Source organism: Paenibacillus selenitireducens (genome assembly GCF_002021565.1).
GTDB classification, from domain to species: domain Bacteria; phylum Bacillota; class Bacilli; order Paenibacillales; family Paenibacillaceae; genus Paenibacillus_K; species Paenibacillus_K selenitireducens.
In genome coordinates, this window is the sequence record NZ_MSZX01000002.1 from 644837 (window position 1) to 659351 (window position 14515).

The following is a 14515-nucleotide window of genomic DNA, read 5'->3' on the forward strand; positions in this document are numbered from 1 at the left end:
GGAAAGAGTGATAAAATAACGTTAGGAGTGAAGGAAGGATATGAGTTATCAGCCGCAATTTCAAACGATGTTATTAAGTTCGCTAACGAAGGTATTCGCTGATGAGGTGCCGAATACTACATCGTATAGTCGCGCATCCGCCCTTTTCGGGGAGACATTTTCGTTCCAGGTCGCATACACCTCAGATACCTTACTCAAGAATATCGTCTTGGATATCGATTCAACCTTAGCAGACCGCACATGGATCAGATCCGTCGGGCTAGTCCCTTCGGAAATGCCTTGTTTCAGCAATCATGATACAGACGTATTGCGAACTGCGCCGGGTCTTTATCCAGATCCACTTTACGAGCTTGATCAGCAGTCGATTAACGCCATTCCCGGCCAATGGCGCTCGGTTTGGGTAACGGTTACACTCGATGCGTCGGTTCCAGCTGGAGACCACACCTTCCAATTCACCTTTCGTTCCTCGGAAGGGCAGGTATTTGGCGTATCGGAACTGTTCCATTTGCAAGTGATTCCCGTAAGTCTTCCGCCGCAACGATTAATTCACACGGAATGGTTCCATGTGGATTGTCTTGCAACATATTATGGCGTCGAAGTCTTTAGTGAGGAACACTGGACACTTCTCGAACGTTATGTGGATACGATGGTCAAACATGGCATGAACATGGTATTGACGCCGTTATTCACCCCGCCGCTGGATACGGATATCGGTGGGGAGCGTCCGACGGTTCAGCTCGTTGACGTTGTTGTGGAGGGAGATTTGTATCAGTTCGGGTTCGATAAACTTACGCGCTGGGTATCGATGTGTCAGCGGGTAGGCATGAAATACTTCGAGTTCTCTCATTTGTTCACGCAATGGGGAGCGAAGCATGCGCCGAAGATTATCGTTACGGTAGATGGCGTAGAGCGTCAGCAATTCGGTTGGGAGACGGATGCCTCTTCAGAGGCTTACCGCGGTTTCCTGGATCAATTATTGCCGCGTCTGGCTCAATATTTGAAGGAACATGGATTGGAAGAGCTAAGCTGGTTCCATATTTCGGATGAGCCCGGTCAAGAGCACCTGGAATCGTATCGTGCAGCAAGCGAGATGATTCGCAAGCATCTAGCCGATTATCCGATCATGGATGCGTTGTCCGATATTCAAATGTATGAACAGGGGCTTGTGAAACGACCGATTCCTGCGAACAATCATATCGAACCATTTCTTGCGCACCAAGTGCCGGATCTCTGGACGTATTATTGCTGTGCCCAGGGCCAACAAGTATCGAATCGGTTCTACAACATGCCGTCGGCAAGAAATCGTGTCATTGGACTTCAGTTGTATAAATTCGGACTGCAAGGATTTCTGCATTGGGGCTATAACTTCTGGTATTCGCAGTATTCAATAAATCAGCAGTTGGACCCTTATCGGACGACGGATGCGATGCATGCCTTTCCTTCGGGTGATGCGTACTTGGTATATCCGGGCGCGGACGGACCGATTGAATCGATTCGACTGGAAGTGCTCTACGAAGGATTACAGGATTTGCGCGCACTAGAACTGCTTGAGCAGAAAATTGGCAAAGAACAGACGATTGCGCTGATGGAAGAGACGCTGTCTGAGCCATTGACATTCACCGAGTATCCAAGAGGAAGCGGTGATTGGCTGCTGGCGATTCGGGAACGGATTAACCAAGCATTAGCCGACTAAAATGCTTAAGCGATAAAATAATTTCATGAGGCGGAGAATATATGGCTACATTTCATTATTCAGGTTCATCCTTTTATTACAATGAGCAACCCGTGCGACTCCTCTCCGGAGCCATTCATTATTTTCGCATTGTCCCCGAATATTGGGAAGATCGATTATTGAAATTAAAAGCGGGCGGGTTTAATACAGTTGAGACGTACGTGCCATGGAACTTCCATGAGCCGAAGAAAGGCCAATTCCAATTTGAAGGCATGGCGGATATCGTGCGTTTCATTGAAGTGGCCGGAGAAATCGGCCTGCATGTTATCGTTCGCCCGTCACCTTACATTTGCGCGGAATGGGAATTCGGGGGATTACCGGCATGGTTGCTGGCGGATTCCGAGATGCGCTTGCGCTGTTACCATAAACCGTTTTTGGATCATGTCGATGCGTATTATGATGTATTGCTGCCAAAATTGAAACCGCTATTATGTACCAACGGCGGACCGATCATCGCGATGCAAATCGAAAACGAGTATGGGAGCTACGGCAATGACAAGCGTTATTTGACGCATTTGAAAGACAGCATGATTGCACACGGCATGGATGTGCTTTTGTTTACCTCCGACGGTCCCGAAGACCATATGCTGCAAGGAGGCATGATTCCAGGTGTCTTGGAGACGGTTAACTTCGGTTCCCGCCCTGCAGAAGCCTTCGCGAAGCTGCGTGAATACCAACCCGATGCGCCAATCATGTGCATGGAATATTGGAACGGTTGGTTCGACCATTGGCGTGAAGAGCATCATACGCGTCCGGCGGACGATGTTGCGCAGGTCTTGGATGAGATGCTCAGTCTAGGCGCATCCGTCAATTTCTATATGTTCCACGGGGGGACCAATTTCGGCTTCTATAACGGCGCGAATGGCCATACGAAAGATGGCTACGAACCGACGGTAACGAGCTATGATTATGATTCCCCGTTGAATGAATACGGCGAACCTACAGCGAAATATTATGCCGTGCGTGAAGTGATCTCGAAGTATGAGGACATCGGTGCCTGTGAATTGCCGGCTCCGATTGCGAGGAAAGCATACGGTCGAGTCGCAATGACTGAGCAAGCGGCATTGACGGCGAACTTGGATCGCCTATCGACACCGATCCATACGACGTACCCGGAGACGATGGAGAAGCTGGGTCAGGATTATGGATTCATTCTGTACAATACATTTATCCCTGGGCCGCGGGCGAGACAAGAATTCGTCTTGCAAGACTTGCATGACCGTGCTCAGGTATTCGTGAATGGGGAGCTCGTGGGGGTTCTTGATCGAGCGGTTCCAGATACGAAATTGGAGTTCGACATCCCTGCGGGTGGCGTACATGTCAGCGTGCTCGTCGAGAACTTAGGCCGTGTCAACTATGGTCCATATATGAGAGACCGCAAAGGGATTACAGAAGGAGCACGTTATGGATTCCAGTTCTTGTCCGATTGGACGACGTATACGCTGCCGTTAACAGATCTATCGGGTCTGGTCTTCGGTACGCTGTCTGAACAATCCGAACCAAGCTTCTTCCGTGGAACGCTAACCGTGGATGAGCCTTGCGATACATTCCTGAATATGACGGGATGGACCAAAGGGGTTGTCTTCATCAATGGCTTTAACCTTGGCCGTTATTGGGATATCGGACCGCAGAAAGCATTATATGTGCCGGGGCCACTGCTGAAGCAAGGCGATAATGAAATCGTGATCTTTGAATTACATGGATCTTCGGAAGCGGCAGTCACGTTCGAAGATCAACCGAGTTAAGGATAGGATAGGATGGATGACGGAAGAGCTTGTAGAGGTGTGTACTCTACTAGATCAGAGTGTCGATAAAGTCCAGAGGACTTTTCGGCACTTTATTTTTTTGGTAGATCTCGTTTCGTAGTAGAAAAATCAATTTAAAACGAGCTATAACAACGATGAAGATGAATGAAGTTTGCTATGTTGTTTAAAATCCAGTACAGGTGGGGAAAAAGGACTGGTTGTATAGATTTGTTGGAAAATCCATTTTAGGTCCGCGAACTAGTGATGGTGGCAAGCTATATTGGATAAATCCACTAACTTCGCCGTTTTCAGTACGATTTCGCACTCTATACTGGATAAATCCAATAGAATGTGCTGAAAATGCCTCTAAAATGCTGATTTTCCCTCTCTATATTGGAAACGTCCAGTATAGGTGCGCGTTTTAGTGCTGGTAGTGAAGCTATGTTGGATAAATCCAGTACAGGTCCGCGAAAAACAATCTTTTAGGTGCCCTCCAAAAAACGGGGGTATCTCGACAGCCTAAGCTTGTAGAGATGTATACTCTACAAGCTTTTTTGCATGGAGCAAGACTCGAATGGGGTTTTCGCGGTCGCTCATCTTCGAAAGGTCGAGGGTAGAGGTTTGCTCATAAAATACATCTTGGACAAATGGAAGATTTAATATATAATTTCATTAATATTATATATAATTATTAACTAAATACGATCATGCAAGGAGGAAACAACATGGTTCATCTATCGCTTCGTCAAGAAGAAAGTCAGCGTACCATTAGTCGGAATTTATATGGTCATTTCTCAGAGCACTTAGGACGTTGTATTTACGAGGGATTATGGGTGGGAGAAGACTCACCGATTCCGAATACGGACGGGATTCGCAACGATGTTTTGGAAGCGCTTCGAAAAGTATCCGTGCCTGTTCTGAGGTGGCCTGGAGGTTGCTTTGCCGATGAGTATCACTGGAAAGATGGGATTGGCCCAAAAGAAGGCCGTCCACGCATGATTAACAACAACTGGGGCGGCGTGGAAGAGAATAACCATTTTGGAACCCATGAGTTTCTCCGTCTCTGTGAGTTAATCGGCGCCGAGCCTTATATTAGCGGCAATGTCGGCAGCGGTACCGTTCATGAAATGCAGCAATGGGTCGAGTACATGACTTTTGACGGTACGTCGCCGATGGCGGATTGGCGGAAAGCGAACGGTCGTGAGGAGCCGTGGAAGCTGAAGTATTTTGGCATTGGTAATGAGAATTGGGGATGCGGCGGGAACATGCGTCCCGCGTATTACGCGGATTTGTACCGTCACTATGCTACATACGTTCGGAACTACTCAGGGAATGAAGTCTATAAAATCGCGTGCGGAGCGAGTGAGCATGACTACCATTGGACAGAAGTATTAATGCGTGAAGCGGGCCGCTTCATGCAGGGACTAAGCTTGCATTACTACACGATTCCAACGGGAAATTGGCACGATAAAGGGCGCGCTACAGGCTTTGACGCATCGGAATGGTTCTCGACGCTGAAGAAGACGTTATTCATGGAAGAGTTAATCGTGAAACATAGCGCGATCATGGATCAATACGATCCTGACAAAAAAGTAGGCCTACTCGTCGATGAATGGGGAACATGGTACAACGTAGAGCCGGGTACGAACCCAGGTTTCCTGTATCAACAGAATACGATGCGGGATGCGCTGGTGGCTGGCATTAACCTGAATATTTTCCACCAGCACTGTGACCGGGTGACGATGGCGAATATTGCACAGATCGTCAATGTGCTGCAAGCTCTGATTCTTACCGAAGGTGAGCAGATGCTGCTTACGCCCACGTATCATGTATTTGACATGTATAAGGTTCACCAAGATAATACGCTGTTAGCGCTTGAGTTCGATAACCCGACGTATACCTTTGGGGAGGAAGAGATTCCGCAACTCAGTGCATCTGCCTCGATGGATTCGCAGGGGAACATTCATATTTCGGTATGTAATCTAAGCCATGATACAAGTGCGGAACTACAATGTAACCTTGGTGATCTTGTTCGTACGCAGGTAACCGGTCGAATGTTATGTGGAGATGCACTCGATGCGCATAATACGTTCGCTGAACCTCATCAAGTTCAACCGGTTCGTTATGAAGGAGCACGGCTAGAACAAGGATTATTATCTTTTGCACTGCCTGCTGCATCGGTCGTTGTCATTACCTTAACTTAATCGGGGTGCTATATGGATACAACTTCAAATTGCAAAGGATGTAGGGAAAGTGTCAGGCTCTCTCCAGAGGAGATTGCAACATTGTTTCGAAATACGGTTCAAGATGTGGATCTCCCGCTTGTCACCGTGGAAGAGTATGAGATTCGGATCGAACACTGTCGGCATTGCGAAGCCCTGCAATACGGTACGACGTGCAAATATTGCGGATGTATCGTGGAGATTAAATCCAAGCTGCAGCATGCCAAGTGTCCTTATCCCTATGCGCCGAAGTGGTAAGATCGATGAAGAAGCCCCCCCAAACCGTAAGGTCTGAGGGGCTCTAGTTTTATTAGAAAGCGGAAGAGACCTCTTTCATTTCCAATGTTCCAGAACGTTCTTCAACCCGTAGAATGATAGGGCGTTCCTTCGGATTGTTATTCGGCGCGTGGAGGGTGAGGAGCAAGTTGCCGTACCAATCCTGGAACAACATCCCGTGCCCGCCATCTTCATGGAAGATCGGAGTTTCATCTTGTTTCCATGGACCTATAATTTTACCGCTAACAGAACGTGCCAGACCTGTGGCATAACCCTGGTAACCTCCGCTTGACCAGAGCATGACTAATTGACCGTTCCCCATCCGATGAAGATAAGGGCCGTCCGTCACCTGCTCGCCGCCTTCGCCAGGCTTCGACCATGGAGCAGAAGAGGCTTTGAATAGCAAGATGGGTTCTCCTACGGTATCATACAAGTTCGGCGCTAACTGCACCGCATACATCTCGCCATCGGTTACTTGCAACCATTCACGGCAGAATACCATCCAAGGTGTTCCATCCTTCTCGATATATAAGGTTCCATCAAGACACTCCCAATGGCGCGGGGTTATCGGACTATCCCCATGCGTCTGGAAGGGGCCTAGCGGGTGATCCGCAACGAGGATATGGGTTGCACGTGCGATGCCCTCTGCTTTAAAGGAGGCGAACATATAGAATTTACCTTGATAAAAATGAACCTCTGGCGCCCAATAGTGGTGGGTGCCCCAGAACGTCGGCCCTGGTCGAAAGGCAGGGTAAGGACCTTCCCAGTTGAGAAGATCACAGCTTTTATACACATCAAATCCCGCGGGTTTCCCATGCCAGGCCGTCGCTCCGTCTGTACCGTACAAATAATAAGTGTTCTCTCGGGACACGGGTAAAATGTACGGATCACGTAGGTTGATATCGGATAGCCTTTTCACACAAATTCTCTCCTTTACCATATGGTTAATAGTACTAGAGTAGCATGACTCTGGTAGGTGTTCAATATGTTGGACGGCTGCATGGAGAGAATTCATATAATAGACAATGATGGTAGATTATAGATCGTGAGCTTGATAAGGCTGTAATATTCGCATACATAAAGCCCGCAGCTGGATGCAGCTGCGGGCTTCTCACCTAACACTATTCTGTTCGTTGTTCAGGACTTGAGATTTTGTGATAGAAGAGCTTGAATAGAATGTCCTGGTTATAGTTCCCGAAGCCGGAACCGAATAAGGTGACGCCGCCGATATGTTCAGCATCGTCGAGTACGGCGATCCGAAATCTCCATTGTTGCTGGCGCAAGTTCAAGTCCTTCAATTTGACGTCGGACAGTTGGAGACCGTCCATGAAAGTTCCGTCTTCGGTTACTCTCAATCGCTTCAATAGACCGTATTGGTTAACCACTTCGAACCACCAATCCGGATTGAGCTTTCCTTTGCTTCCAGCAAAGTCCCCAGGACTTGTCCACGTGCCAAGGTTCACGTCGTTCAAGAAAAAGGTAATATCCGAAGGCCAATTGCTGTTCGCGAACGGGGCTTCCGAACCGAGCTCTAATGAAATCTCAAGCTCATTAGGCATTTCGCTTGCTAGGAGGTAGTTCGGGATTTTGTATTCAACAAACCCTTTGCCGAACCATAAGATCTTGGCGTTCACTCGCTCCGGATCCAGGAAATAACGCGGATCATCAAATACGCCTATGACATTCTCGCGCGTGCATATCCCACAGGTGGGAACGATTTCGAAATCGGTATATAAACCAATCGATACTTCGGTAATGTGAGATTCACGGGTTTTCTTCTGTTGTGTAGGGAACTCAATGCGGATCTCATCCAAATGGAGGGAACACATTTTACGTGCGGCACCTTTACTGGGAACCATTTCGCAATGGACGATTCCTGATTTTTCGAGCTTGCGAATGTGCATAGTCATGATGGCACTGCTAAGATTCAAGGCTTCGGCCAGCTCTTTAATATTCATCGATTTTTCATTTAATATATGAATTATTTGAATGCGAACTTTGCTAGCGAGCGCTTCAAAGACGGGGAGATACTTTTCAGATACATCAATATCCATACGCAGGCCCTCCGTATACAATTTGTTAACATATAAATTAATATTACGTGAGGTTCAAGGTGATGGCAAGTTTTTCAAGTTCATACGGCGAATCCATGAATACGGCGCGTTTGTCCTTGAAGTACGAATAAAAGCTTCCGGGGGATACGCCTACCGCGGCAGCGATTTCTTTGGTGTTGGTCTGATGGCACCCTTTTTAAGGCTTATTTAATATTCAAAGGGTATACTTGCGCGTAACTGCAATGAAGGAGGATTTTTATTCATGGGTAAGCCGCGCATCGAAGAATGGACTCAGCTAAGGGCGCTTGCGTTTCTGGCCATCGTCATGCAGCACTCGATCGCTGAGTACATTTACAGGGCCGATATTGAACAAGTCGACTCCATTATGCTGACGATGGTATACCATTTGACCCGTTTTGGCACCCCGACATTTGTGTTTTTGTCTGCTGTATTGTTGTTTTACAATTACGACGGCAAAATGAACTATTACCAATTTATCCGAAAAAGGCTTAGGGATGTCTATGTCCCTTTCCTATGCTGGACTGTGATTTATTGGCTGTATGTCCACGTATTTTCGCCGTCATTTTGGCAGAAGGGCGGACAGGATTGGGGCACCTTACTCCGAGAGCTGCTCATCCCGCAAAATGGCTACCAGCTATGGTTTATTAATATGATCATGCAATTTTATATTTTCTTTCCCGTATTTGCGGCTGTTTACCGAAGCGTTAACGGCAAGCTTCAGTCTCTGCATGAACGGACTCGCAGCCGGAGCGTTTTCGCGATCATCGCCTGCACCGGCATAGGTTATTTCGCGTTGTTGTATCTTTCTTATCATCAAATGGGTTCCTGGGCGGAAGCGCTAGGGAGACCTTGGTCCGATTTGCTCGAGTACCGCAGCTATTCCTTTCTTATGTACGGGTTTTATTTTGTGATCGGTGCGGTATGCGCCGCAAATATTGGAAAGTGGCGGACATGGTGCACAAAGCTGCTGCCGTGGAGTGGGCTTGTCTTTCTGGGCATGTATATCCGGCTTGGCTCTGATGTGCTGCGGGGTTCGGGAGAGGTCGTAAACCTGAATATTTCCACGTATCTCAAACCGGCCACCTTTATCATCATCATGGCACAAATGCTGCTATTATACGGTCTTTTGATCATGATGCAGGGCCGAAATAAAATTTTTTTGCGCCTGCTTTCATGGATCGGCAGGTATTCGTTTGGAGGGTATCTGGTACATGCCCTGATTATTTACGTCATCGCAAATTTTACCCGTCCTTTGGCGCTTGGAGGAAACCATTTGAGGTTCGCGCTGCTGACCTTTATGCTGACCGTGGCAGCATCGCTTGGGATCAGCTACATGTTATCCCGTACGCCGGGTGCGGGTTGGATCGTTGGGGCCAAAAAGCGGAGCCAGCAGCGGAAAACTACGGAGGAATCCGATAACCGGAGCGAGTCCCGAGTGTTTCTTATCGCCAATAATCGCTAGTTTGCGACGAGTGACAATGATATTTCTACGAAAATAAGTAGGGGATATTCATCCAACATAGCATCAAGGGGAGAGAAAAGTGAAATAAAGTTGTAAGCGAATAAGGTGAGACGTACTGGCTAACGAGCTGGTACGTCTCTTTGATGTGCATATCTGGCTTATAGATTCTTTCTATAATTGGATAGAAAACCCTGATAATCCAAGTTATTGACGCTCGATATGCCCGGTGATAAGCTGTATTCACAAGATTAATACCGACAATATTTATAGGAATTATATAATTTAATAAAAGAAGAAATAGAGGAGGAGAGGCGTTATGACGAAACAAAGACAACTAAAATTTGGCGCGATAATTCATGGGGTTGGCGGAAATATGTCAGGTTGGAGGCATCCGGATGCGATTGCAGACGCAAGCGTAAATTTCAATTTTTATAAAGAGCAAGCGCAAAAGGCGGAAGAAGGCAAATTCGATCTCGTATTTATAGCCGATGGGTTGTTTATCAACGAAAAATCGATTCCCCATTTCTTGAATCGGTTCGAGCCCATCACCATCTTATCCGCGTTAGCCGCAGTAACGAGCAAAATTGGCCTCGTGGGAACCTTATCGACTTCGTATAGCGAACCTTTTACCGTAGCCAGACAGTTCGCATCCTTGGATCATATCAGCCATGGCAGAGCAGGCTGGAATGTCGTCACCTCTCCGCTCGAAGGATCTGCGCTGAATTACGGGAAGACGATTGAACAGCATCCGAAGCATGCCGACCGTTACCGGATCGCGGCAGAGTATTTGGAGGTAACAAAGGGGTTATGGGACTCATGGGAGGATGATGCATTTGTTCGGAATAAAGAAACCGGCCAATTTTTTGATCCGAGCAAGCTGCATACGCTGAATCATAAAGGAGAGTTTTTCTCCGTACAAGGGCCTTTGAATATTGCGCGATCCAAGCAAGGGCAGCCCGTCATCTTTCAAGCGGGTTCCTCGGATGCAGGCAAGAATCTAGCGGCCAAAGAAGCGGATGCGATTTTCACGGGACATCCAAGTATCGAAGAAGCGAGAAATTTCTATCAAGATGTCAAGTCGAGAGCTGCGGGATATGGACGGTCTGGGGATGAGATTGTTATTTTACCGGGGATTGGGCCCATTGTGGGTCGAACGGAAGAAGAAGCAGAGCGTAAATATCAGGAAATCGCGAGTTTGGTCACGATTGAGAATGCGTTAGATTATTTAGGGCGTTTCTTCGAACATCATGATTTCTCGCAATATCCGCTGGATGATACATTCCCTGATCTGGGGGATTTGGGAAGCAATAGCTTTAAGAGTGGTACGGATCGGATCAAAAAAGAAGCAAAGGAGAACAACTTGACCCTCCGCCAAGTGGCCTTGCAATCGGCTACGCCGAAGCCGCAATTTATCGGTACGCCGGAGCAAGTGGCAGATCAAATACAAGAATGGTTCGAAGCCGGCGCAGCCGATGGATTTATTTTTGCTACAGCCTATCCGGGTGCCTTACATGATTTCGTCGATGGGGTCATTCCGATCCTCCAAGATCGCGGGATTTACCGCACGGATTATGAGTCAGATACCTTGCGCGGTAATTTAGGACTCGCGGTTCCTGAGAACCGTTATGTCAAAAATCCAGTGGCGAACGGCTAAATGAATAGGCGACATGTAGTTGGAGAAGCTGGTTGAAATCGTACCGAGCGAACAACTCTTTCTTGATCCGGCTCACCATTACACGAAAGGTCTTCTTGCATCTATTCCGGTAGCTGATCCTACACGAAAACGTGAATATGTTGCGATGCAAGGCGAGATCCCATCCCCCACAAATCCCCCGTCCGGCTGCAGGTTCCATACACGTGTCCAGCGGCGACAGCCCGTTGCCGCGGACAACAACCGGAGCTGAGCGAGCTCCGCCCAGGGCATTGGGTAGCATGTCATGATCCGTTATAGATATAGAACTTCATAGATTGATTGATAAGAGGAGTGATGGTTATATGGCTAAAACTGCCGTGATCTCAGGAAGTCCATCCATAAATTCGCGTCTGAACGGGGTTCTGCATCTCCTTCAGTCACAGCTGCTCTCCGCGGGCATCGACATTAAAGTCATTGAAGTTCGGAGTTTACCGCCAGAAGATCTCATCTATACCCAATTCGATAGCCCCGTGATTGTCGAAGCGAATCAAGTGATTGCCGATGCAGATGCGGTTGTTGTTGCAACGCCGATTTATAAAGCTTCCTATACGGGAGTCATCAAAACGTTCTTGGATGTAATCCCGCAGAAAGGCTTGGCGAATAAGGTGATTCTTCCTGTTGCAATGGGCGGAACCATTGCCCATCTGCTAGCGTTGGATTATGCCTTAAAACCCGTATTAGCCGCTTTAGGAGCTAGCGTACAGCTCTCAGGTGTCTACGCACTGGATGCGCAGGTTCTTCGGAATGAGGATGGAACCTTTGAGGTGGCAGACGAATTGAAGCAACGCATATCCAATGTTTCCCATGAATTTCTTCATGAAATTCGGCTTCGTGCCCAAGCGGGGACAACGCGCATTCATTAAAAATAGATCGCAACAATAACCCTCCGGCAGAGCATGGAGGGTTATTGCTTGTCTCGTTTTCTAGACAAACTCTCTCAAAAAAGGGGACTGTTTTGAAGAAAACCGTCGTAAAATATACCAAATTATAGGAGATGGGTGAGATAGGAGAGGATTCTAATGATTATCATTAAAGTTATATCGAAAACAGATTTTCTGAATTTCATGACGATAGATATTGCGCTAGGTTCTGCATGTTACATGGCCTTACGGATCAAGCATACGCTAGGTTATGAATTACTAGGGATAGTTGGAAGTTACGTCATCACAGAAATTGGCAAAAGGGTGATGCGATCCTATCCTATATGGAGTAAATTGCACCAAATTGCTTATCGAATTCAACCTGTTCGCACCGTAGCTCCGTCTAAATAGTACATGCGTTTCAACCCTGCGGGTTCATGAATACAGGAACGATATACGACAACATTAAGATGTTATATAAACCCCTTATTCATGACCGATAAACATAGTAAACGTAATTTTTTATAAGATGGAACAATCATGCACAAACCAATTAATCTTCAAGGAATTATTGATGGACTGGAAATGCAAATGGATGGAACGAGCATTTACTTAAACCTTAAGACCGGTGAAGTCATTTCAGTATCTGATGAAGACATTAGGACAGCGGAAGAGGATGAACCGTTTGATCATTTACCGGATTGGCAGCAAGAAGCTATTAATGCAGTAATTGATATTCTTGAAAACTTTGATGATTATGAAGAGCTGCCAACAAAATTTGAAATCAATGAATATGAAATGATGGAAGATTTCTGTTGTGAAATAAAGGATCAAAGAAATAAAGAGCAATTGTTGGATGCAATTCGTGGAAGGGGAGCATTCAGAAGATTTAAGGATCAGGTCCATTATCTAGGAATAGAACAAGAGTGGTATGCTTATCGGGATGAACGGTATAAACAAATTGCAATTGATTGGTGTAAAGATTATAACTTGAAATACATTGAATAATACTAAAACTAAAATTTTGTGGGTATCTCAGGTTGACGTCGTCTAGGCTAAAGCAAGGAAGCAGATTCAGCGGACACACCCGGGCCACCCAACCGCATCGCGGCCGGACCTAAAGGTCCTTAGGGTGGTGAGGTGTCGCGAACACGGAAACGTATCTGAAAGGGATGCAGATATTGAAACCGTATAAAAAATAAACAAACAACACAAAAACCAATAAATATATAGGAACGCTTGTACGTAGATATAAATAAAGGTAAAATATAACTACAATTGAATCTTGGGTGGGCATGGTTTCCCTTCGAAAGGAGGTGAGGCCATGGAAGTAAAAGATGCAATAACGATTATGTTCCTTTTTGGAATGTTCATACTTGCTCTTTTAACATACATTAATAATAACAACGAGAAAAAGTAAAAACCCACCCGAAGATTGATAGCCGAAGGTGGGTTTACGTTCCTATTTGACTAGGAAGGGAATAACCATCCAAGCCAATTGTACGGACCAAGTGTTCCAGCACTTGGTCTTTATTAAATATATAATAACACACTTAAAAACATGTATCAAAACAGAAAATGAATAAAAGTTAAACAATCTGAAAGAGCATTATTTAAGTATACTCAAAGAAGGCATCCCATCATATAACACCGTTTTCCTACAGGGTCGCGTTGCTCCTTGGTCTTCCCGAGGCATTTCGAGGAAGAGAGTCAGGCAAACAACCCTACGAGGCTAAGTGGCGAAGCCCCCCAGTCGCTGCGCTCCTTTAAGCCCCTCAGGTCCAGGAACACAACAACGTTAGATGAAAGGGATGCACAAATTCAATTCCAAAAACTTATAAAAACAATATAAGAACGCTTGTACGTAAATGTAAATAAAGGTAAAATATAACTACAATTGAATCTTGGGTGGGCATGGTTTCCCTTCGAAAGGAGGTGAGGCCATGGAAGTAAAAGATGCAATAACGATTATGTTCTTTTTCGGAATGTTTATCCTTGCTCTTTTAACCTATATAAATAATAACAACAAGAAAAAGTAAAATCCCACCCCAAGGTTGACCGCCGAAGGTGGGAATTTATCCCTGTAACTTGAAGGGAATAACCATCCAAGCCAATTGTACGGACCAAGTGTTAGCGCACTTGGTCTTTATTAAATATATAATAACACACTTAAAAACATGTATCAAAACAGAAAATGAATAAAAGTTAAACAATCTGAAAGAGCATTATTTAAGTATACTCAAAGAAGGCATCCCATCATATAACACCGTTTTCCTACAGGGTCGCGTTGCTCCTTGGTCTTCCCGAGGCATTTCGAGGAAGAGAGTCAGGCAAACAACCCTACGAGGCTAAGTGGCGAAGCCCCCCAGTCGCTGCGCTCCTTTAAGCCCCTCAGGTTCAGGAACACAACAACGTTAGATGAAAGGGATGCACAAATACAATTCCAAAAC

Annotated in this window: 14 protein-coding genes and 1 pseudogene; 12 read left to right on the forward strand and 3 right to left on the reverse strand. The window is 46.2% G+C overall.

From position 1 onward, the window contains the following. Positions 1-40 precede the first annotated feature (40 nt). The 4 genes from BVG16_RS07200 (at position 41) to BVG16_RS07215 (ending at position 5957) form a co-directional block, all read left to right on the forward strand. The gene (locus BVG16_RS07200; RefSeq protein WP_078497849.1) at positions 41-1693 is read left to right on the forward strand and encodes a DUF4091 domain-containing protein; all 1653 of its coding nucleotides are present in this window, start codon (positions 41-43) and stop codon (positions 1691-1693) included. A gap of 41 nt (positions 1694-1734) precedes the next feature. Continuing rightward, positions 1735-3477, forward strand: a complete 1743-nt coding sequence (locus BVG16_RS07205) for a glycoside hydrolase family 35 protein (protein ID WP_078497850.1) — start codon at positions 1735-1737, stop codon at positions 3475-3477. A gap of 725 nt (positions 3478-4202) precedes the next feature. After that, a complete protein-coding gene (locus BVG16_RS07210; RefSeq protein ID WP_078497851.1) occupies positions 4203-5681 on the forward strand; it encodes an alpha-N-arabinofuranosidase in 1479 nt (492 codons plus the stop codon). Positions 5682-5762: 81 nt separating this feature from the next. Continuing rightward, positions 5763-5957 (forward strand): DUF6171 family protein, encoded by a 195-nt coding sequence (locus BVG16_RS07215; protein WP_078497852.1) that lies wholly within the window; start codon positions 5763-5765, stop codon positions 5955-5957. Between the two features lie 52 nt (positions 5958-6009). Here BVG16_RS07215 and BVG16_RS07220 read toward each other — a convergent pair whose 3' ends face one another. The 3 genes and pseudogenes from BVG16_RS07220 to BVG16_RS33975 form a co-directional block, all read right to left on the reverse strand. Next, positions 6010-6894, reverse strand: coding sequence for a glycoside hydrolase family 43 protein (locus tag BVG16_RS07220; RefSeq protein ID WP_078497853.1), 885 nt, complete (start codon positions 6892-6894; stop codon positions 6010-6012). 202 nt (positions 6895-7096) lie between these two features. Then, positions 7097-8029 carry an ArsR/SmtB family transcription factor gene (locus BVG16_RS07225; protein ID WP_078497854.1) on the reverse strand — a complete coding sequence of 311 codons (933 nt, stop codon included), beginning with the start codon at positions 8027-8029 and terminating at the stop codon, positions 7097-7099. A 43-nt stretch (positions 8030-8072) separates the two neighbouring features. Then, positions 8073-8213: pseudogene (locus tag BVG16_RS33975) on the reverse strand (TetR/AcrR family transcriptional regulator); the annotation flags it as partial. Positions 8214-8291: 78 nt separating this feature from the next. Here BVG16_RS33975 and BVG16_RS07235 point away from each other — a divergent pair. The 8 genes from BVG16_RS07235 to comI (BVG16_RS33280) all read left to right on the forward strand — a co-directional run bounded on the left by BVG16_RS07235 (position 8292) and on the right by comI (BVG16_RS33280) (position 14104). Then, on the forward strand, positions 8292-9512 hold the full coding sequence (locus tag BVG16_RS07235) for an acyltransferase (RefSeq protein ID WP_078497855.1): 1221 nt from the start codon (positions 8292-8294) through the stop codon (positions 9510-9512). 316 nt (positions 9513-9828) lie between these two features. Further along, a complete protein-coding gene (locus BVG16_RS07240) occupies positions 9829-11166 on the forward strand; it encodes an LLM class flavin-dependent oxidoreductase (protein ID WP_078497856.1) in 1338 nt (445 codons plus the stop codon). Positions 11167-11185: 19 nt separating this feature from the next. Beyond that, the gene (locus tag BVG16_RS07245; protein ID WP_233146914.1) at positions 11186-11416 is read left to right on the forward strand and encodes an oligopeptide/dipeptide ABC transporter ATP-binding protein; all 231 of its coding nucleotides are present in this window, start codon (positions 11186-11188) and stop codon (positions 11414-11416) included. Between the two features lie 91 nt (positions 11417-11507). Then, on the forward strand, positions 11508-12068 hold the full coding sequence (ssuE, locus tag BVG16_RS07250) for an NADPH-dependent FMN reductase (RefSeq protein ID WP_078497857.1): 561 nt from the start codon (positions 11508-11510) through the stop codon (positions 12066-12068). Positions 12069-12224: 156 nt separating this feature from the next. After that, positions 12225-12476: a hypothetical protein gene (locus BVG16_RS07255; protein ID WP_078497858.1), complete on the forward strand. Its 252-nt coding sequence runs from the start codon at positions 12225-12227 to the stop codon at positions 12474-12476. A gap of 129 nt (positions 12477-12605) precedes the next feature. Further along, complete coding sequence (locus tag BVG16_RS07260) at positions 12606-13073, forward strand: UPF0158 family protein (protein WP_078497859.1); 468 nt, start codon at positions 12606-12608, stop codon at positions 13071-13073. A 316-nt stretch (positions 13074-13389) separates the two neighbouring features. Next, complete coding sequence (gene comI, locus BVG16_RS33275) at positions 13390-13485, forward strand: competence inhibitor ComI (RefSeq protein WP_233146915.1); 96 nt, start codon at positions 13390-13392, stop codon at positions 13483-13485. 523 nt (positions 13486-14008) lie between these two features. After that, positions 14009-14104: a competence inhibitor ComI gene (gene comI / locus BVG16_RS33280; protein ID WP_233146916.1), complete on the forward strand. Its 96-nt coding sequence runs from the start codon at positions 14009-14011 to the stop codon at positions 14102-14104. Positions 14105-14515 lie beyond the last annotated feature (411 nt).

Coding starts and splice junctions, on each gene's coding strand:
- BVG16_RS07240 (WP_078497856.1), top strand. CDS start 9,829: ATGACGAAACAAAGACAACTAAAATTTGGCGCGATAATTCATGGGGTT.
- BVG16_RS07200 (WP_078497849.1), top strand. CDS start 41: ATGAGTTATCAGCCGCAATTTCAAACGATGTTATTAAGTTCGCTAACG.
- comI (WP_233146915.1), top strand. CDS start 13,390: ATGGAAGTAAAAGATGCAATAACGATTATGTTCCTTTTTGGAATGTTC.
- BVG16_RS07255 (WP_078497858.1), top strand. CDS start 12,225: ATGATTATCATTAAAGTTATATCGAAAACAGATTTTCTGAATTTCATG.
- BVG16_RS07235 (WP_078497855.1), top strand. CDS start 8,292: ATGGGTAAGCCGCGCATCGAAGAATGGACTCAGCTAAGGGCGCTTGCG.
- BVG16_RS07260 (WP_078497859.1), top strand. CDS start 12,606: ATGCACAAACCAATTAATCTTCAAGGAATTATTGATGGACTGGAAATG.
- BVG16_RS07225 (WP_078497854.1), bottom strand. CDS start 8,029: ATGGATATTGATGTATCTGAAAAGTATCTCCCCGTCTTTGAAGCGCTC.
- BVG16_RS07205 (WP_078497850.1), top strand. CDS start 1,735: ATGGCTACATTTCATTATTCAGGTTCATCCTTTTATTACAATGAGCAA.
- BVG16_RS07210 (WP_078497851.1), top strand. CDS start 4,203: ATGGTTCATCTATCGCTTCGTCAAGAAGAAAGTCAGCGTACCATTAGT.
- ssuE (WP_078497857.1), top strand. CDS start 11,508: ATGGCTAAAACTGCCGTGATCTCAGGAAGTCCATCCATAAATTCGCGT.
- comI (WP_233146916.1), top strand. CDS start 14,009: ATGGAAGTAAAAGATGCAATAACGATTATGTTCTTTTTCGGAATGTTT.